A 19,949-nucleotide genomic window follows, 5' to 3' on the forward strand; every position below is an offset into this window, starting at 1 on the left:
TTTTAACCGATATTAGTCAATTTTTGCAAATAATATACCTAAATTGTTATATTTTAAAGCATATATGTGTTTTTTATTGATTTTTTCAATTTTCTAAATATTTTTTTACCTAATTTGTTTCCCCTTACAATTTTTGATTTTGTGTTGAATTTAAGTTGACCAAAAGTTTTCTTTCAAGTTATAGTTAAATAAAAAGGAAAAGAAGGTGTGTAATGAAGAATAAAAGCGACGTTATTTATATTCATCCTAAAAAAAGAATTATTTCTCAAAGAAAAAACTATTTTTACCTTATTTTTTCAGGATTGTTTTTTTTGATTATTGGCTTGCTCAGCGATTCTTTGACAAACAATCTTGTTGGCCTAATGGTCATCATGACCTCCCCAAGTAATCTCTTGACTGATTATATTGCTTTAGGTGGATTTGGAAGCGCATTTATGAATGTCGGTCTTCTTACATTATCTTCTGTTTTACTAGCCTATCGCCATAAAGTCATGTTGAATGGTGCGATGTTTGCTTCCATTTTGACCGTCGCAGGTTTTTCTTTCTTTGGAAAAAATCTATACAATTCCATTTCGATCATCCTCGGTGTTTATTTATATGCTCATTTTATGCACAAACCATTTTCTCAATATGTAATGATCGGCTTATTTGGTAGTGCACTCTCACCTGTCGTCAGCTATATTACGTTCGGGATGGGTTTACCAATCCTTCAAGGTGCTTTTTTAGGTAATCTAGCCGGTTTGATCGTCGGCTTTTTATTGCCGATCCTAGCTGTTCAGACGCTGACCTTTCATCGTGGTTTTACACTTTACAATATCGGTTTTACTTCAGGTTTGATTGCTATGTTGGTAACAGGTATCCTTCGGCAATTCAGTTATTCGATCGAAGTGCATTCGATTCTTTCGACTGATTACCACCATGAATTGACTTGGATCATTTTTTTATTCTTTTTATCAACTGCTGTTTGTGGCTTCTTCTTTAATGCATTCAAATTGAAAGGATTACGTGAGATCTTTGAGTCTTCTGGAAAACTTACAACGGATTTCATCGGTACTTCAGGTATTGGCGCAACGTTGATCAATATGGGCTTGGTTGGCTTGTTATTGATGTCTTACGTCTTGCTGATCGGTGGTGTGCTAAATGGACCTGTGGTGGGAGGAATCATCTCAGTGGCTGGTTTCAGCTCATTTGGAAGTCATGTTAAAAATTGTTTTCCGATTTTGATTGGTATCTACATTGCCTCAATATTAGGAACGATGCATGATATGACCCAAACGACCATGCTCGTAGCAGCGATTTTCGGTACAGGGCTTGCCCCCATCAGTGGATTTTATGGAGGCATTTATGGAGTGATTGCAGGCTTTTTACATATTACTCTTGTCCATAATCTCAGTACCTTGCATGGGGGATTGAATCTATATAATAGTGGGTTTTCAACGGGATTTATTGCTGGTATACTAGTGCCTATCCTAGAAAATTTTACGTTTACCGGGAAGGGAAAGAACGCACATGGAAATGGAAAAAGAACTATCAAAGAGGATCATTGATGAATTTCTCACGTATTTTTACGAACACGAGATCAAGGAGATTCGTATTGGATTAGAATATACAGATGAAGGACTGTACATCGAATTCCAAGGAACAACGAAAAATCCGCCAAAAGATCTGAATACATTGGCATCATTGTTGAATACACCTAGAGATCCTAGTATGGAAATCTATTACCACGAGTTGCTAGGTACCCCTTCTCATGGCCAAGAATCCTATCGCTTACTTGGGAATCTGATCGATGATGTGGAAATCATGTATGATTCGCCAATTTTAAACATCAAGATTTTTCGTCGGATCTAACATTTCATAGATCATAAAATTACGTAAATAAGACTCTAGATGGATGTTTTCTGTTGGCTCATCCTCTATACTTGGTTTGAACTTACAAAATTGTTTGTTGTTTCTCACTTGAAATAGTGGCGTGCAGTTACGCTTTTCAGGTAAAATACAATTATCAGATGAAAACCTTGAAGGAGTTGACTAGGGATGAACGTTGCAGTATCACGTAAATTAATGAATATTATATCGATCATCGGTATTGGTTTTTCAATTGCACTCACGATTTATTTTATTAATCTAGGCGTCTTTAAAGATTTGAACGCATTAAGAGGTCTTGTAGGTGATTCAATCATTTTAGGACCGATAATCTTTATCTTGATCCAAATACTGCAAGTCGTTATACCGATCATTCCTGGAGGGATCAGCACCGCAGCAGGTGTCCTGATTTTTGGTCCTTACGCTGGCTTTATCTATAATTACGTTGGCATTTGTATCGGTTCGATCATTATTTTCTTATTAGGTAGAAAATATGGAAAACCATTTATCCTGTCGATGATCAGTGATAAAACATATGACAAATATATTGGTTGGTTAGAAAACCAAAGTCGTTTTGAAAAGCTTTTTGCGCTAGCGATCTTCTTACCAGTAGCACCAGACGATGCCTTGTGTTTAATGGCTGGCTTGACAAATATCTCAGTCAAAAAATACACGTTGATTATTTTGATCGCTAAACCCTTATCGATCTTTATGTACAGCATGGCATTGATTTATGGTGGTAACTTCCTAACTGGCTTGCTAGGATGATTTCTTAATAGATACACTGTGAGTACTGCAATGAAAGATTCCTGCAGTACTCCTTTTTTATGCTTTTTTGCGCTATAATGTTAGGAGTAGGTGATAATAATGATCGTTTATTTAAAACGAAGTTTAGGAAATGCTTGGGACTTCCTGAAAGGAACACAAGCTTATTTTCGTGATGTAGTTCTGATGCATGGGTTTATTTTGTTTATTTGTTTACCTTTGCTTGGTAGTATGACACGTTTGATTTTACATCGTGGGTCGATCGATTATCTTTCAACGGATAATATCCCCACACTGATTTCGCAGCACCCAGGAGTTTTCTTCTCCTTGATTGCTGTCTTGTTGTTGATTTTGCTCTTAGTCTATTTTGAGTTTACTTTTTTGCTAATGAGTGTTTATTTCATCAAAAAACAAGAACCAATTTCATTAAAACAATTACTGCAATTGACGATACGACAAATAAAAAAAGTTCGCCCGATGATTTTTTTATTTTTCTTAGCTTACTTTTTTTTGATTTTACCGATCAGTGGTTTAAGCTTTAATTCAGACTTGCTTTCTAAAATAAAAATCCCTGCATTTATTATGGATTTTATCTTTACTAACCGCTGGATCTTCGTAAGTTCTTTTCTACTTGTCTATGTCTTCCTGGGTTATATCGGGATTCGTTTGATTTTTGCATTACCCGAAATGATTTTAAGAGATCGCCCATTTCGTGAAGCGATCCGTGAAAGTTGGCGTTTGACCAAAGCACGTTTTTTTGCGATCTCAGGTCAATTTTTAGTGATCAGTGGTACGATTTTATTGATTTCAACAATCAGTTACTTGGCGATCTTGTCAGGTCAGATCTTTGTTGAGGAATACTTCTCTGACTATTCCTTGATCAGTGCTGTTTTTGCCATGACCCTCTTACAAGGCATTCTTTTGTTCAATATCGTGATGTCCACCGTCGGAATCTTCTATGTCATTGTAGACTTTATGGACGATGAAGGCTTCTTACCAGAAATTCCCAGCTGGTTCTCTTCACAAGAAGTGCCCAAAAAACACTCTGCTCTAAAAAATACTGGATTTACTTTATTTGCTGTTTTCTTCGGTGTAGGTGTTTGTATTTATAATATGAATTACCTGACGTCTGCTTCTGAAACAAAACCCCTAACGATTTCCCATCGTGGGGTTAGCTTAGGAAACAGCGCACAAAATACGATTGCTGCATTAGAAAAGACGAGCAAAGATTATCATCCAGATTATGTAGAAATGGACATCCAGGAAACAAAAGATGGTCAATTCGTGGTCATGCATGATTTCAACTTAAGGAATTTGACCGGAGTCAATAAAGCACCGCAAGACCTAACGCTAGAAGAATTGGAAAAATTGACTGTTACTGAAAATGGTACCAAAGAGCCTTTGGTTTCATTCGATACGTATTTAAAACGAGCAAATGAATTGAACCAGAAATTGTTGATCGAAATCAAAACGACTAGAAAAGATTCGGATGATTTAGTCAAAAACTTTGTTAAAAAATATGAAGAAAATATTTTAACACATGGACATATTTTACAAAGTTTGACTTACCAAACAGTTTCAGATCTAAAAGCTGAAAACCCTAATTTTTATGTTGGCTACATTTTGCCTTTCAATCTAGTTGGCCCTCCAGTAACACCTGCAGACTTCTTGACCATGGAGTACAGTACGATCAATCGTAACTTCATTGATTCTGCCCATCAGGATGGCAAGAAAGTCTATGTATGGACACCTAATGATTCAGACGATATGAGCCGGATGATGTTTTATGGTGTAGATGGTATCATTACAGATGATATGAAAGCATTGAATGATACGGTCAAAGAGTCAGAAGGAGAAATCACTTACTCAGACAAGTTATTAAACTTTGTTCTAGGAGTTGGTTAATATAAAAACGTGTCGCTCACTATCCCACCGGATAAGTAAGCGACACGTTTTATTTAGTTTATCTTTGCTTTGATTCCTTAATAGCTCGAACGACTGCTAAAACAGCAGGTATAGCAGATATCACTGCTAGAAAAATGCTTAATTTACCAGAATTTTTTCTTTTTTGCATAGCGATTCGCCCCCTTTCTTTTATTATAATGAAGTTTGCGAAATATCTCAAAGCAAGTGTTTGCTCACCGCTTCCAATTTTCACTATTTTGATTCCTTTTTTAGTATTATTTCAGTCATCCCAATCTAAAATATGACAATTTTGTTTGAACTTTATCCCCCACTGTTCGTGAGTCCAAGCTAAAAAAGAGCTACACTAGGGTCAAAGAGGTGAATAATGATGGTCTATATTCAAACTGGTATATTTATTTTATTAATGATTGGATTATTGATGGGAATCTCAGAGAATTAATTTCAAGTAAATTAACGTCAGCTATCCAATACCAATAGCACATTGATTGCCCAAATTCTAGAATGGTGCTAAACTTAAGGTGTATTCGGAAGTTTTATGAAAAATTTCATGAATACATAAATACTAATGAAAGGAGAAATATCTATGACATTCACAAAAACAAGCATCAGCTATCGTGTAGCCTTTGATAGTTCAACGAATCGCTTCATGGCAATTGATGCAACGAATGAACAACACATCGCTTATGGGATCACCATTGAGCAAGCAATAAAAGCGTTACACGAAACTAACTAAGGAGTGTTCCCTTTTCATGTCAGTTGATAATTCTATAGAGAATTAAAAGACGTTTTTGGCTAAACGAGCCATAGAAACGTCTTTTTTGTTTGCTCCAAATAATAATACAATCCTAGCAGTACTTTTAAGAAAATCCTATCCATCATTTTTTGTACTTTCCCTGCTCCTCTGAAAAATCACGCCATTTTTTCAAACGTGCTTTAACAAAATCAGGTACAGGTATTCCTAGTTTCCTTAGATTTTCAATAACAGACAAGCCATAGATCGCACAATACGAAAACACCAAAGCAATAGCAATTGCTTCAAATCCTGTAATCTTTAGATAGGGATAAGCAATCAAAACAATAAGTAAAATCAACAAATATTTGATCACATCTTTAATCAAAGAACGTTTGAATCGTTTCTTTTTTCCAGTTTTCAGACAGATACCGCTTATAAAATCAATACATAGAATCAATACAAAAATCTGAATGTACACATTACTTACAAGATTTCTAAACTCATTCAATACCACAGCATTCTCTACAATCATTTGTTCACCCTCCACTTTCTATAATACTTATCCATTCTCTAACCTAAGCATCACACACTACTTCATTGCTAATTGCCGTTCAACTATTCATCATCTTTGACACGAAATAACTTTTAAGCTATTATAAAGACAATAGAAATGAAAAGAATACGTTTTATCTTAATCTTGATCGATCGAAAGAACTTTTAAGTGACTGTATTCTTAATTTTTCGAACAATTGAATCAGTGTATAAGCAAACTATAATAGCTTAAAAGCTATTTGTCAATTATAATGACTTTTATGCTATTTTAATATCAAGAAAGGTGGTTCCTTATGACACTAGTTGCGCGAATCAAACAATTAGCAGAAGAAAAAAAAGTAACCTTTGCTGAAGTCGAACGTGCCGTAGGAATCTCTAATGGCCAGATCAGAAGATGGGATCGTGTTTCACCCAAGTCGGAAAATTTAAAAAAAGTAGCGGATTATTTTGGGGTAACAACCGATTTCCTGTTAGGGAGCAACCAAGCGCCAAAATGGGCAAATAAAGATGATTTATTTGAGTTGGACAAAATGCTCAATTCAAATGTCAATATGGCGTATGGTGGAGAAACATTGACAGAACAAGAAAAGCAACGTGTGAAAGATGTATTGACGGGGCTTTTCTGGGAATTTCGAAAACGTGGCAAAGAGAAGTGAGCATATATGGAGATGGATACTATCAAACTAGTAAGCGAACTGAAGCGTACCTATGATACCGCCAATCCTTTTGTGATTGCTGAAAAATTAGGAATAGAAATCAGATATGTTTCTTTTCTTGATAATCCAAAAGGACAGTTTCAAGAACTATTAGGCTCCCCTATTATTTTATTGAACAACTCACTGAAAGAATCAGAAGAACGTTTTTATATTTGTGCCCATGAACTTGGACACGCTTTGTTCCATCGAGAAATCTCTAGTTACTATGTGTCCTCTAGAAATTCAAGAAGCAAATCAGAAAGCGAAGCCAACTGCTTTGCTTCAAACTTGATCGTTTCCTTGTACAAAGAAGACACAGAAACCTATCCAAGAGAAGTGGAAGAACTGACACGACTCTACGGACTACCAGAGAGTTGTTATCGGTTTTTGATTTAATGGATGTACCTGTTACGTTTATTTAGGACTTAGTGGGGTAAGTCCTTGATAATATAAATTTGGCGACTACTACTACCTGCCGTTAAATGGGAGTAAGAAACTATCAGGAGGGCTATTATGGAATTGGAAAAGTTTCAAGACAATTTAAAACAGTTAGGTAAAAGAGTCATTGAGCTAAAAGATAGTATTGGTACAGAGGAGGCAACCAAAACATCTTTGATCATGCCATTTTTTGCAACTTTGGGCTATGACTTATTCAACCCCACAGAATTTGTACCAGAATTTACAGCAGATGTCGGAATAAAAAAAGGAGAGAAAGTAGACTATGCCATTGTCTTAGATGGAAAACCAACTATATTGATCGAAGCAAAATCAATCAATCAACAGCTAACAAAACATGATTCTCAATTGTTTAGATATTTTGGAACGACCACATCTAAGTTTGGAATCTTAACAAACGGTGAAGAATATAAGTTTTTTACTGATTTAGATGAGCCAAATAAAATGGATCTAACACCTTTTTTAACCATTAATATCACAAGATTAAAAGACAATCAGATACCTGAATTAGCGAAATTCCATAAAGAGAATTTTGACGTTGATAAAATCACAAGCTCTGCGGCAGAATTAAAGTATCTGAGTTCATTGAAATCTTATCTTACTTCTGAATTAAACGAGCCTTCTGATGATTTCGTTAAGTATTTATTAGGTGAAATCTATGAGGGGATGAAAACAAAACAGACAATAGAGAAATTCAAACCTATCATAAAAAAAGGGATGAATCAGTTTATTGCTGAGAAAGTAAATGATAAGTTAAGTGCAGCATTAAAAACTTCAGTTATCACAGATGAAAATGAAGCTAAATCTCCATCAGACACAACAGATGAAAGTGACAGCGAAATTATTACTACACCAGAAGAGTTAGAAGCCTATACTATTTGTAAAGTCGTGCTAAAAGACACTATTCCATTGAATCGTCTATTTTATAGAGACAATAGAAGCTATTTTAATATTTTACTAGATGACAATATTAGAAAGTGGATTTTAAGAGTACGCTTTAATTCAAATGGAATGAAAATCGAATTAAACGATGAAGACAAAACGGTTTATGAATTATCTAATCCAATGGATATTTACAATTTATCAAAAGAAATCATTCAAGTAGTTTCCAAGTTTCTATAATCAGCATCATTAAGAAAGCGTTATCATGTCTGTGTTTATGTATTTTGTTAATTATTCATAGCCATTAATAATTTAAATAACTTTCAAAAAATAAAAATTTTCATCTTATACTCGAATATCTAGTATCATCTGAAGTAACCTCTTAGCATAAAAGTAGGAGTCCACGAAACTATGTCTAATTTTCGTGGGCCTTTTTAATTTTCGCAAAATTAAGCAATTTTTCACGACCTCTTTTCTAGCACGCCTCATATATTAAATTCTTTTCTAGCACCCGCATCAATCGCCCAAACCGATCATTTTCCTTTGTTATTTCCTGATATCCCCACTTTTCATATAGCCCTTCATGTTGTGTTGTTATATAAACTTTACTAAAACCTATTTCCCCTAATTTATGTTCGCCTATTTCCACTAGCTTCTGGCTAATATGATTTCCTCGATATGCTGGTGCGACAAAAACAGTGGCAATATTAGGGGTATATTCATTTGTGTCGATAATATCTTTTTTTACAAGAGTACAAAATCCCACTACTTTGTCGCTTTCTTTTGCGATAATCACTGATTCCCAATCTGTAAATTCTTCATTCTTCATTTTTTCCGCTGTATACTTTGCTGCTTTCCAATCAAATTGACTAATCTCGTTAGCTACTTTTAGCCAGTCGGAATGTCTATTTGTTAAACTCAAGTAGTCCATATAGTTTTCCTCTATTCTATTTTCTAATAACAAAAAAACCATCTCACAAGGAGATGGTTCAAATTCGTAGATTGAATTATTTATTGATATTTACTGCTTGTGGTCCACGTTGACCATCTTCAATATCAAATGTAACTGCTTGACCTTCATCTAAAGTCTTAAAGCCTTCACCTTGGATAGCTGAAAAATGTGCAAATACATCTTGTCCATCTTCACCAGTGATAAATCCAAAACCTTTGTCTGAGTTAAACCATTTTACTGTACCGTTATTCATATATATTTCCTCCTATTACGTATATCATACGTGTTTTGTTGCAATTAATATTACTTGGTAAAAGGAGTTTTTATAGTGTGAATATATCGCTCAGATTACGTTTCAAATTAGATTACTTATATAATATAGCATGTATTACCTAAGAACACAAATATTAACACTTACTAACTGTAATTAGTGCTTATAATACCTGTCTCAAGTCGAAAAATTAAATGTAAGTTATTATTACTATGCTTATATCTGATTATGAATATTTTTTTCTGTGAATAATATCCTTAGTAAATCAAACTTTTTTTATACCGATAACTATAACAACCCAATTCAAGATTATTAAGTTCATAACGCTAGTTTGGATGTCTAATCTTTTTACAATATACATATATGAGGTGTACGATAAATAAACAAATAATCTATATGGAGAAAATACAATGAAAAAAATTATTTTTATTGGTATGCTAAATAGTCTTTTTTTACTTGCTGCTTGTGAGACAACTACTTCAAAAAGTACAGAGTCAGATACACAATCTAAAAGTTCAATGAGTAGCACTGAAATAACTACAACATATAAAGAGATTTCGTCGGAAAAAAATTTATCAACTTTTCAAAGTTCACAAATTCAAGAGGCTACAAATTCTACTCCAACATCTGAGATAACAACGGAATCAACGGATGCTTCTTCGCCCCTTGTAGGTAATGCAATAACCTCTCAGGAACAAGCAATGCAAGTGCTTATCAGAAATTCTTCTGAATTACAAAATGAAGATATTGTGGTTACTTTCTATAAAATGGTTGAATCAGATTATTTATTCAATGCACAAAGTAAATCAATTCTTAAACAAGGGGGCTCAGGAACTGTAGGTTTTTATCGAGTTTCTAAACAAGGAATGATCACAATAACTGATGCATTTGGAAACGCAGTTTAATAATTTAACAAAAAAATCAAGGAGACTTCTTTTGTCAATAAATCTTGATAAAACTACACTACCTCCATAAATACATTTCTTCACTCCAAATTTACTAGGTCATAAAGAAGTATCTACCCACCCAGATGTATGCTCACGTCTCTCCTCTTGTCAAAGAACGTGCTGTAAGTAAATTGGATGTTTTTTAAAAAATCAAGATAAAAAAAGCAACTGGTCAAGTGGTCCAATTTACATCAAAAAAAGACAGCCAATAACTGGCTGTCTTTTTTCATGTAGTACCATTTGTAGTACCACTAATTTAATGGTGCCTACATGTTTTGTAGTTTAGTTACTAAGAATCTTCTCTAAACCCTATCCTAAAGTCGTTCGTTCAATTCTTTCGCAAGGTCTTCAAACCCTGGTTTGCCTAGTAAAGCAAACATGTTTTTCTTGTAAGCTTCTACTCCTGGTTGGTCAAATGGATTGATGCCATTCAAGTAACCTGAAATGCCGACAGCAATTTCGAAGAAGTACATTGTGTAACCTAATGTGTAAGCATCCATTGTAGGGATTTTAACTAATAGGTTTGGTACATCGCCGTCTGTGTGAGCTAATAATGTACCTTCAAAAGCTTTTGTATTTACAAAGTCGATTTCTTTTCCTTGTAAATAACCAAGTCCGTCCAAGTCTTCTGCTTGTTCTGGAATTGTGATCGATTTACGTGGTTTTTCAACTTTTACAATTGTTTCAAAGATATTGCGACGTCCTTCTTGGATGTATTGTCCAAGTGAGTGCAAGTCTGTTGAGAAGTTTGCACTTGAAGGGTAGATTCCTTTTTGGTCTTTACCTTCTGATTCGCCGAATAATTGTTTCCACCACTCAGAGAAGTATTGCATTCCTGGTTCGTAGTTGATCAACAATTCAGTAACTTTGCCTTTACGGTAAAGAATGTTGCGCATTGCTGCATATTGGTAAGCTTCGTTTTCTTCAAGTTTGTCGCTTGAGTAAGCTTTGCTTGCATCGGCAGCTCCTTGCATCAAGGCATCGATGTCTGCACCGCTTGCGGCGATCGGTAATAAACCAACTGCTGTCAATACAGAGAAGCGTCCACCGACGTCATCAGGAATCACAAATGTTTCCCATCCTTCTGCGTCTGCTTCTACTTTAACAGCCCCTTTGGCTTTGTCTGTTGTAGCGTAGATGCGTTTGTTTGCTTCTTCTTGACCATATTTTTTAACAAGTAATTCTTTGAATACACGGAATGCAATGGCTGGCTCAGTCGTTGTTCCTGATTTAGAAATGACATTTACTGAGAAGTCACGGTCGCCGATCACTTCGATCAAGTCAGCAAGATAAGTTGAGCTGATTGAGTTTCCAGCGAAGAAAATTTGTGGTGTTTGGCGTTTGTCGCTTCCCAACAAGTTGTAGAAAGTATGTTGTAAGAAATCGATTGCTGCACGAGCACCTAAATAAGATCCACCGATACCAATGACCACAAGGACTTCAGAATCAGATTGGATTTTCTTAGCAGCAGCTTTGATACGAGCAAATTCTTCTTTATCGTAGTTCGTAGGTAGGTCGATCCATCCTCGGAAATCACTGCCTGCGCCAGTTCCTTCTCGTAATAATTTGTCTGCAGTAGTAACTTGACTCTGCATATAGCCTAACTCATGTTCATTGACAAATGGTGCAACTTTTGAATAGTCAAAATGAATGTGTGCCATTTTTGTTCCTCCTTAAAAGTTTCAATCTACAGATATACTTTACGTTTTTTTTTATTATTTTTCAAGCAAATATGCGAGAAGCTTCTAATATTTGCAAGAAACTTCCATTTTTTAGACTAAACCTTGCATAGCCATTACTTTTGCGACTTTTTCAAAACCTGCCACATTGGCACCAAGTAAAAGATTTTTTTCGTTGCCAAATTCTTTAGCAGTTTGACGACACGTTTGATAGATCGTCGCCATGATCTCGTCGAGTTGCGCATCGACTTGGCTACTTTCCCATACTAATCGTTGTGAATTTTGGCTCATTTCTAGCGCAGATACAGCTACACCACCAGCATTGGCAGCTTTTCCTGGACAATACCAGATGTCTGCTTTTTCAAAGACTGAAACGGCATCTAACGTGGATGGCATGTTCGCACCTTCTGCGACGATCTTAACGCCATTTTCCACAAGGATCTCTGCCAACTGTCCGTTTATTTCATTTTGTGTCGCACAAGGTAAAGCAATATCAGCAGCTTGTTTCAATGTCCAAACCGATTCATTTGCGTGGTATTCAGCCGACGAGCGTTCTTTGACGTATTCTGTTAAGCGGGCTCTTTTGACTTCTTTCAATTCTTTTAATAGATTAAGATCAATACCATCTGGGTCATAGATATAACCACCGGAATCAGAACAAGTAACGACTTTCCCGCCTAGTTCATGGACTTTTTCGATTGCATAGATTGCCACATTCCCACTACCTGAGACCATCACTGTTTTGCCGTCAAATGAATCTTGTTCTTCGTTCAATAGATGTTTGACATAATAAACTAAGCCATAACCTGTTGCTTCTGTTCGGATCTTACTTCCCCAGAAATCTAATGGTTTACCTGTCAAAACGCCTGCGTCATATTGTTTCAATCGTTTATAGGCACCATACATATAGCCGATCTCACGAGCACCTACACCGATGTCGCCTGCCGGTACGTCAATTGAAGGTCCGATATGTTTTGCCAGTTCCAACATGAAACTTTGACAAAAGCGCATGATTTCATTATCCGATTTTCCTTTTGGATCAAAATCACTTCCGCCTTTACCGCCACCGATTGGTAGGCCTGTCAGACTGTTCTTGAAAATCTGTTCAAATGCTAAGAATTTTAAAATACTCAAATTGACACTTGGATGAAAACGTAAGCCACCTTTATATGGTCCGATGGCTGAATTGTATTGGATTCGGTACCCACGATTCACTTGCCAATTTCCTTGATCATCTTGCCATGGAACACGGAATTGGATCACTCGTTCTGGTTCAACTAAAATCCCTAGAATATTTTTTTCAATGTATTCTGGATTTTTTTCTAAAAATTGGATGACCGTAGGCATAAATTCATCGACCGCTTGCAGAAACTCGATTTGGCCGTCATCTTTTTGGTGAAGTTTTTCTTGTATCGCTTGTACGTATTCTTTTGCATTTGACATAGGTTCACGCTCCTTTATTCATCTGACTTTATTTTAGCTTATTTCAATCATAGGTCAAAACATTTTCTGCGAATCGTCTTCAAATATGCTACACTCTCTGTGAGGTGAGAAAATGGAAAAAACTTATGACGTGATTGTTGTTGGCGCAGGAACAAGTGGCATGATGGCTGCAATCAGTGCGGCCGAGTATGGTGCCAATGTCTTGTTGATCGAAAAAAATAAAAAAGCAGGAAAAAAATTATTGATGACTGGTGGCGGTCGATGTAATGTCACAAATAATCGCCCTGTCGATGATTTGATTGCGCATATCCCAGGAAATGGTAAATTTTTATATAGTACGTTTTCTCAATACAACAATTTTGATATCATGGAATTCTTTGAATCACAAGGGGTTCACTTAAAAGAAGAAGATCATGGACGGATGTTTCCAGTGACAAATAAATCGAAAACGATCATTGAAGCACTGGTTCATCGTCTGAATGAATTGAACGTCACGATGTTTTTTGGTGAACGTGTAGAAAAATTGATCCATAAGGACAACCAAATCTATGGTGTCCGTACTGAATTTGATGAATTTAAAGCAAAGTGTGTCATCTTGACGACTGGTGGACGTACTTATCCTTCCACTGGAGCAACAGGTGATGGGTATAAGTTGGTAAAAAAAGTTGGTCATACGATCACACCACTTTATGCAACAGAGTCTCCTTTGATTTCTGAGGAGTCATTTATTGCGGATAAAGTGTTGCAGGGTCTTTCTTTACAGGATATCACGTTGCGTGTCTTGAACCAAAAAGGGAAAGTGATCACGGAACATACGATGGACCTTCTGTTTACCCACTTTGGAATCTCTGGACCAGCAGCTTTAAGGTGTTCGAGTTTCATCAACAATGAGCTACAAAAAACGCAGGAACCTGTAACTGTTTCTTTAGATTGCTTTCCGACAAAGTCAGTAGAGGAACTGATACAAGAGTTAGTGGAGTTAAGTAAAGAATCGAAAAAGAATTTGATCAATGCGTGGCGTGGCTTTCTACCTGAACGTCTACTCCAGTTTTATCTTGAACGGCTAGAAATGACGGAACTAACTGGCAGCCAAACATCTGAAAAACAAATCCAAGAATTTGCTGAATTATGTAAAAACTTTGAGCTATTGATCCATAAGACATTTCCTATCGAGAAATCTTTTGTTACTGGTGGTGGTGTTTCATTAAAAGAAGTTAATCCGAAAACCATGGAAAGCAAAGTATTGAACGGACTGTTTTTTGGTGGAGAGTTACTTGATGTAAATGGGTATACAGGTGGTTTTAATATCACGGCGGCTTTTGCTACTGGACGTGTTTCAGGGATGCACGCAGCGATGCAAAGTCAGTGGTAAGAAAAGAAAAAGCAAAACATTGCTTGAATGAAACATCCATAAAGGGCAACGCATGTCCTTCGCCTTTTATGGATTGATCTTTCAGCATTTGTTTTGCTTTTTTTATGTGTGGTTTTAAATTTTGATATCGACAAATGTTGCATTGGTCAACGCCGCGATGGCTTCTGGAGCAAGTTCCATTTGCAGTCCGCGTTTTCCAGCAGAAATTATGATCTGGTCATATTCTTTTGCCTGTTCTTCGATAAATGTAGGGAATAATTTTTTCATGCCAATTGGTGAACAGCCACCTCGAATATATCCGGTCGTTTTTTCCAAATCCTTCAAATGAAGCATTTCTACTTTTTTATTGCCGGAGACTTTTGCTAGTTTCTTTAAATCAAGTTCAGTGTTTCCAGGGATAACGGCAACGATCGGGCCTGTGTTATTCCCCACAGCTACTAATGTTTTAAAAATTCGTGATTCACTTCCTGGCAACTGAGCAGCAACGGATGAGGCACTGATATGCGCTTCATCCCAAGCATATTCATGTTCTGTATAAGCAATCTTTTTTTGTTCTACCATACGTATGGCATTGGTTTTTACTTGTTTCTTTTTTGCCAAAATCTTCACCTTCGTCTAGCTTAATTTTCATTGAGTAAACTAATGATTTGTTTTAATTCTTTGACTGGTAATTGTCCAGGTGCAGAGGCTCGTGTTGCATCTAACGCACCGAAAGTGATGGCTGAACCTGTCACGTTGCCTGCAAGTCGTGAGACCATGCCGAGTTCACCCATTGACATGGTGACTAGAGGCATCGAAACAAACGCATGCGCACGACGAGTCAATTCCATCATCCGTAAAACATCTCGTTCATTGTTTGGCATCACCGCAATTTTGCCGATACTTGCACCAAAATGTTCCATCATATTCAATCGATACAGCAAGACCGGATCTGCTGGTGTTTCTTTGAAGTCGTGACTACTGATGACCAGTGGGATCTGGCGGCGATGGATATCATGGAGTAAATCCTTTTCCATACTTTCGATTTTGAATAACTCAACGTCTAGCATGTCAACTAATTCGGTGTCGATCAAAAATTTATATAGATCGTGATAGTCCTTGATCGAAATATCTTGCATGCCACCTTCTTCTAAAGTTCGAAAGGTCAAAAGCAAAGGAAGTCCTTCGAGCATTTCATAGATCAGTACCAAGGTTTCCTTTAATTGTTCTTTATTGAAGACATCATGGTAACAATCGAGACGCCATTCAGCTAAATCAGCACCGGCCTCCCTCGCTAGGATCGCTTCTCTCAGAAGTTCCTCGCGAGTTGTACCAGTCAAGGGCGCACAGACTTTTGGACGTCCAGTACCAAATCTTACTCCTTTTACTTGAAACATTTACTTCACGCCCTCTCTATTTTTTTATTTCATAAACAAATACCTTTAAATAATTTCCTTCTGGGAAAGAATCAATGGTTTGAAAATCATCAGGCAAACGATAGACACCGCTGATTTGATACTCATACTCAGCTGAGATCAATTCATCTTCGATCATTGCTTGAAATTGATCGATCGACACATTGGCTGCATTTGTCGAGGCAATCAGGATTCCTTCATCGGCTAAGATCGACAAGCTATCTTTCACTAATTCACCATAATTTTTTGCCACGCGAAAGACTTTTTTCTTATTACGGGCAAAGCTCGGTGGGTCCAAAATGATCACATCGTAAGAGAAACCTTTGCGTTGTGCGTATTTGAAGTATTCAAAAACATCCATGACGATGATTTTATGGGCATCAGGCGCCAACCCGTTGACCTCAAATTGTTCACGAGTTTTTTTCAAGCTTCGCTTTGCTAGATCGACACTTGTGGTTTCTGTTGCCCCGCCCATAGCAGCAGCTACAGAAAAAGCACCTGTATAGCTAAACATGTTCAGTACTGATTTTCCTAAAGCCAAGCCATCGATCAATGCCCCTCTGACTTCTTTTTGGTCAAGGAAAATCCCGGTCATCAGACCTTCATTCAAATAAGTGGCATACGTCACTCCATTTTCTTGGACAAGTAAAGGTTCTTTCGCCTCTTCACCAGTCACATGCTGACTCTCCGGTAATCTAGTCGTTTCAAATCGGATTTTTTCGTAGATTCCGATAATCTCAGGATAAGCAGCTTGAAAAGCTTTTAGTAAAACTTCACGAGCCAAATATAAGGTTTCATTGTACCAAGAAAAGACAGCAAAACTATCATAGTAATCGATGATCAATCCACCGATGCCATCTCCTTCTCCGTTGAACAAACGAAAAGCTGTTGTCTGCTCGTCATTAAAATAGCTTGTCCTTTTTTCTTTAGCTGTCAGAAATTTTAGTTCAAAGAACGATTGATCAAATGGTTCATCCTTGTGACTTAGTATCCAACCAATCCCTTTGTTCTGTTTCCCTAAATAGCCTTTTCCTAAAAATTTACCTTGTGGATCAACTAATTCTACCCATTCTGTCGTTTTTTTCATTTGGACGAGATCCTCTTCTTGGATCAATGGATAGCCTTTTAAAAATTTCTTGACTGCTCTTTTTTTTATTGTTATTTTCATTGGCTCACCTGCTTTTTCATTGTCCCTTTTAGTATAACAAAAAACACGCGTCTTGTCTTAGAGATTCCCTGTCTTATAGGTAGTTTACCTTAGAAAAGAGTTTAGAAAAAAGGCCACTTATCTCCCCTAAAATTGAATAAACCGTGTTTCAGAAGTAGTACCTTTGGAAATAATCATGAAGCCCTGATAATTTAAAGAATAATTTCCGGTTTTCCATGATGCGTTCTCGGTACTGAGCACTTCTGTCACAGTCTCTCTTCATGTGTAGATTTTTGTACAAAACTCAGCGATCTTAAAGAAAATCTTAATCTATCAAGCTGAATTGGCACTTTCAATTGACACTATTTTGGTCTACTAGTAAAATGGTTAGGAGTATGTGAGTCGTGAGTATGTTTCATGTCACTCTTTTTTTATGTAAGAGTGCAGAAAGGAAGATTAATTTGAAAATAAAAACACCCGCTTTTTTAAATAAAAGGCTCGGATTTTTTTCTTTACTAGCAGTTTTGTTATGGGTCAAAACGATTGCTACTTATCTATTTGATTTCCATTTAGGGATCGATAGTGGGATCCAATATTTTATCTTGTTCATCAATCCAATTGCAACGACTATCCTTCTTTTAGGGATTGCCTTATATGTTAGACGGACGAAAGCAGCGTATATCACGATGCTGGTCATCTATTTCTTGTTGACCTTGCTCTTATTTTCTAACATCATCTATTATCGTGAGTTCACTGATTTTATTACGATCAACGCGATCCTAGGCGCAGGAAAAGTCGCAAGTGGTTTAGGCGAAAGTGCCTTACGGTTATTCCGTCCTTACGATGTTCTTTATTGGATCGATATCATTTTGATCGTGGCACTTTTAGCAACGAAAAAAATCAAAATGGACACACGTCCTGTACGCGCTCGAATGGCGTTTGCCTTTACTACCTTAGCAGTGATGATCTTTTCAGGAAATCTCTTTTTAGCTGAAGCAGATCGTCCAGAGTTATTGACACGTACATTCTCTCGTGATTATTTAGTTAAATATCTTGGACTGAACGCGTTCATGGTGTACGACGGTATACAAACCTACCAAACAAACCAAGTACGAGCTGAGGCAAGCCCAAATGATATGAAAGAAGTAGCGACTTACGTCAAAGAACATTATGCTCAACCAAACCAAGATCTCTACGGATTAGCTGAAGGTAAGAATGTCATCTATATCCATTTAGAAAGCTTACAACAATTTGTGATCGATTATAAACTGAAAGACGAAAATGGCGTAGAACATGAAGTAACGCCTTTCTTGAATAGTTTATTCCACAGTAATGAAACATTTAGTTTTGACAATTTCTTCCATCAAGTAAAAGCTGGAAAAACAAGTGATGCAGAAACATTGATGGAAAATTCATTATTCGGTTTGAACCAAGGATCGTTGTTCACTCAACTTGGTGGTAAAAATACTTTCCAAGCGGCACCAAATATTTTAAAACAAACAAAAGGATACACTAGTGCAGCATTCCATGGGAATGCTGGTACATTCTGGAACCGTAATGAAACATACAAGAGTTTTGGTTATGATTACTTCTTTGATGCTTCATACTATGATGTGAATGACGATAACTCATTCCAATACGGTTTACATGACAAACCATTCTTTGAACAATCCGTCCAATATTTAGAGCGGATGCAACAACCCTTCTACTCAAAATTCATTGCGGTATCGAATCACTTCCCTTATTCAAAATTCACGAATGAGGAAGCTGGATTCCCGGTTGCAAATACGAACGATGAAACAATCAATGGTTACTTTGCGACAGCTAACTATTTAGACACAGCGGTAGAAGAATTCTTCAACTACTTAAAAGCAAGTGGCTTGTATGAAAACTCAGTCATCGTCTTATACGGTGACCACTATGGTATCTCTAATACAAGAAACAGATCTTTAGCTGAATTAGTTGGTAAAACAAGTTCGACATGGACAAACTTTGACAATGCAGCGATGCAACGAGTACCATATATGATCCATATCCCTGGACAAACAAAAGGCGGAATCAATCATACGTATGGTGGTCAAGTGGATGCTTTACCGACATTGCTTCATTTGCTAGGTGTTGATTCAAAAAATTATATCCAATTAGGTCAGGATCTCTTCTCTCCTGATAATAATCAGTTAGTCGCTTTCCGTGATGGTGACTTCGTTTCACCTAAGTACACCTATTATGGTGGAGCTGTCTACGATACTCAAACAGGCGAAGTACTATCCGATATGACCGAAGAACAACAAGCAGAAGTCACTGCCTTACGTGAAGCAGTCAGCAAGCAACTCGCTGTTTCAGACCAGATCAACAATGGCGATCTACTTCGTTTCTATACAGAAAGTGGGTTAGAACCACTTGATACTTCTACGTTTGATTACAAAAATGGCTTACAACATCTGAGTGATGCTGAGCGTTCACTCGGTGATAAATCAACAAGTGTCTTCAGTGAGAACAACAATCAAACGACACAAAATCTTTACGAAACAAAAACGTTCCAAGATATCCATGGTATTCCTGCTGAGGAACCTACGGATAGTGAAGGTTCAGTGGAAAATAACCAATGAACAACCTGAGAACAAGTAACTGATGTTATCACTCAACGAACAGCACTCGAGGAAAGCCTTTCTTCGAGTGCTTTTTTTTGATTAAAAAATAGAGAGGCAAATAAACTTGCTTACTCTTATTCAATGCTTCTCATATTTCCAACATCATTGGACGATCATAGAGTTGATGATAACCATAAATCCTTCGATAACTCCTAGGCTTCCTCATACAAACTTCTAAGTCTGAAACGATCAAGAACCTAATCAAATCAGGTCTATTT

The 19,949-nt window shown here is 36.7% G+C and carries 20 protein-coding genes; 11 read left to right on the forward strand and 9 right to left on the reverse strand.

Annotation, left to right across the window (positions count from 1 at the left end):
- Positions 1-212: 212 nt before the first annotated feature.
- The 4 genes from CUS89_RS02555 to CUS89_RS02570 all read left to right on the forward strand — a co-directional run bounded on the left by CUS89_RS02555 (position 213) and on the right by CUS89_RS02570 (position 4,536).
- Complete coding sequence (locus CUS89_RS02555) at positions 213-1,547, forward strand: DUF1576 domain-containing protein (protein ID WP_104870919.1); 1,335 nt, start codon at positions 213-215, stop codon at positions 1,545-1,547.
- On the forward strand, positions 1,516-1,851 hold the full coding sequence (locus CUS89_RS02560; protein ID WP_181055292.1) for a hypothetical protein: 336 nt from the start codon (positions 1,516-1,518) through the stop codon (positions 1,849-1,851). Before CUS89_RS02555 ends, CUS89_RS02560 begins: the two co-directional genes overlap by 32 nt.
- A gap of 186 nt (positions 1,852-2,037) precedes the next feature.
- Positions 2,038-2,634, forward strand: a complete 597-nt coding sequence (locus CUS89_RS02565) for a TVP38/TMEM64 family protein (protein ID WP_104870921.1) — start codon at positions 2,038-2,040, stop codon at positions 2,632-2,634.
- 102 nt (positions 2,635-2,736) lie between these two features.
- Positions 2,737-4,536, forward strand: a complete 1,800-nt coding sequence (locus CUS89_RS02570; RefSeq protein WP_181055293.1) for a glycerophosphoryl diester phosphodiesterase membrane domain-containing protein — start codon at positions 2,737-2,739, stop codon at positions 4,534-4,536.
- Between the two features lie 58 nt (positions 4,537-4,594).
- Here CUS89_RS02570 and CUS89_RS02575 read toward each other — a convergent pair whose 3' ends face one another.
- Positions 4,595-4,789, reverse strand: a complete 195-nt coding sequence (locus CUS89_RS02575; protein WP_019724616.1) for a hypothetical protein — start codon at positions 4,787-4,789, stop codon at positions 4,595-4,597.
- Positions 4,790-5,140: 351 nt separating this feature from the next.
- Here CUS89_RS02575 and CUS89_RS16015 point away from each other — a divergent pair, with 351 nt between their 5' ends.
- Entirely contained in the window at positions 5,141-5,290 is a 150-nt protein-coding gene (locus tag CUS89_RS16015) for a hypothetical protein (RefSeq protein ID WP_181055291.1), read from the forward strand.
- A gap of 142 nt (positions 5,291-5,432) precedes the next feature.
- On the opposite strand, the gene CUS89_RS02580 is transcribed toward CUS89_RS16015, so the two are convergent.
- On the reverse strand, positions 5,433-5,822 hold the full coding sequence (locus CUS89_RS02580) for a phage holin family protein (protein ID WP_104870923.1): 390 nt from the start codon (positions 5,820-5,822) through the stop codon (positions 5,433-5,435).
- Positions 5,823-6,135: 313 nt separating this feature from the next.
- Between CUS89_RS02580 and CUS89_RS02585 the strand changes: the two genes are divergently transcribed.
- From CUS89_RS02585 to CUS89_RS02595, 3 genes are all read left to right on the forward strand, one after another.
- Entirely contained in the window at positions 6,136-6,498 is a 363-nt protein-coding gene (locus tag CUS89_RS02585) for a helix-turn-helix domain-containing protein (protein ID WP_010735116.1), read from the forward strand.
- A 6-nt stretch (positions 6,499-6,504) separates the two neighbouring features.
- The gene (locus tag CUS89_RS02590) at positions 6,505-6,933 is read left to right on the forward strand and encodes an ImmA/IrrE family metallo-endopeptidase (RefSeq protein WP_104870924.1); all 429 of its coding nucleotides are present in this window, start codon (positions 6,505-6,507) and stop codon (positions 6,931-6,933) included.
- Between the two features lie 117 nt (positions 6,934-7,050).
- A complete protein-coding gene (locus CUS89_RS02595; RefSeq protein ID WP_104870925.1) occupies positions 7,051-8,115 on the forward strand; it encodes a type I restriction endonuclease in 1,065 nt (354 codons plus the stop codon).
- A gap of 235 nt (positions 8,116-8,350) precedes the next feature.
- On the opposite strand, the gene CUS89_RS02600 is transcribed toward CUS89_RS02595, so the two are convergent.
- Both CUS89_RS02600 and CUS89_RS02605 read right to left on the reverse strand, forming a co-directional pair.
- Positions 8,351-8,839 carry a GNAT family N-acetyltransferase gene (locus CUS89_RS02600; protein ID WP_258082367.1) on the reverse strand — a complete coding sequence of 163 codons (489 nt, stop codon included), beginning with the start codon at positions 8,837-8,839 and terminating at the stop codon, positions 8,351-8,353.
- Positions 8,840-8,882: 43 nt separating this feature from the next.
- On the reverse strand, positions 8,883-9,080 hold the full coding sequence (locus CUS89_RS02605; RefSeq protein WP_019722950.1) for a cold-shock protein: 198 nt from the start codon (positions 9,078-9,080) through the stop codon (positions 8,883-8,885).
- A 428-nt stretch (positions 9,081-9,508) separates the two neighbouring features.
- Here CUS89_RS02605 and CUS89_RS02610 point away from each other — a divergent pair, with 428 nt between their 5' ends.
- Complete coding sequence (locus CUS89_RS02610; protein ID WP_104870927.1) at positions 9,509-10,003, forward strand: hypothetical protein; 495 nt, start codon at positions 9,509-9,511, stop codon at positions 10,001-10,003.
- A gap of 356 nt (positions 10,004-10,359) precedes the next feature.
- Here CUS89_RS02610 and CUS89_RS02615 read toward each other — a convergent pair whose 3' ends face one another.
- Positions 10,360-11,706, reverse strand: a complete 1,347-nt coding sequence (locus tag CUS89_RS02615; protein ID WP_104870928.1) for a glucose-6-phosphate isomerase — start codon at positions 11,704-11,706, stop codon at positions 10,360-10,362.
- 111 nt (positions 11,707-11,817) lie between these two features.
- On the reverse strand, positions 11,818-13,167 hold the full coding sequence (gene gdhA, locus CUS89_RS02620) for an NADP-specific glutamate dehydrogenase (protein WP_104870929.1): 1,350 nt from the start codon (positions 13,165-13,167) through the stop codon (positions 11,818-11,820).
- A gap of 112 nt (positions 13,168-13,279) precedes the next feature.
- Between gdhA and CUS89_RS02625 the strand changes: the two genes are divergently transcribed.
- Positions 13,280-14,539 carry a BaiN/RdsA family NAD(P)/FAD-dependent oxidoreductase gene (locus CUS89_RS02625; protein ID WP_104870930.1) on the forward strand — a complete coding sequence of 420 codons (1,260 nt, stop codon included), beginning with the start codon at positions 13,280-13,282 and terminating at the stop codon, positions 14,537-14,539.
- A gap of 114 nt (positions 14,540-14,653) precedes the next feature.
- Here the strand turns inward: CUS89_RS02625 and ybaK are convergent, their stop codons facing one another.
- From ybaK to CUS89_RS02640, 3 genes are read right to left on the reverse strand one after another with little or no spacing between them, the layout of a single operon-like run.
- Positions 14,654-15,139, reverse strand: coding sequence for a Cys-tRNA(Pro) deacylase (gene ybaK, locus CUS89_RS02630; protein ID WP_104870931.1), 486 nt, complete (start codon positions 15,137-15,139; stop codon positions 14,654-14,656).
- A 20-nt stretch (positions 15,140-15,159) separates the two neighbouring features.
- Positions 15,160-15,915 carry a type I 3-dehydroquinate dehydratase gene (aroD, locus tag CUS89_RS02635; protein WP_019722954.1) on the reverse strand — a complete coding sequence of 252 codons (756 nt, stop codon included), beginning with the start codon at positions 15,913-15,915 and terminating at the stop codon, positions 15,160-15,162.
- A gap of 16 nt (positions 15,916-15,931) precedes the next feature.
- Positions 15,932-17,101, reverse strand: a complete 1,170-nt coding sequence (locus CUS89_RS02640; protein WP_104870932.1) for a class I SAM-dependent rRNA methyltransferase — start codon at positions 17,099-17,101, stop codon at positions 15,932-15,934.
- A 389-nt stretch (positions 17,102-17,490) separates the two neighbouring features.
- On the opposite strand from CUS89_RS02640, the gene CUS89_RS02645 reads away from it, so the two are divergent.
- Positions 17,491-19,689, forward strand: coding sequence for an LTA synthase family protein (locus CUS89_RS02645; protein ID WP_374955046.1), 2,199 nt, complete (start codon positions 17,491-17,493; stop codon positions 19,687-19,689).
- Positions 19,690-19,949 lie beyond the last annotated feature (260 nt).

Origin of the sequence: Enterococcus mundtii, from assembly GCF_002947535.1 — a bacterium.
Classification (GTDB): Bacteria; Bacillota; Bacilli; order Lactobacillales; family Enterococcaceae; genus Enterococcus_B; species Enterococcus_B mundtii_B.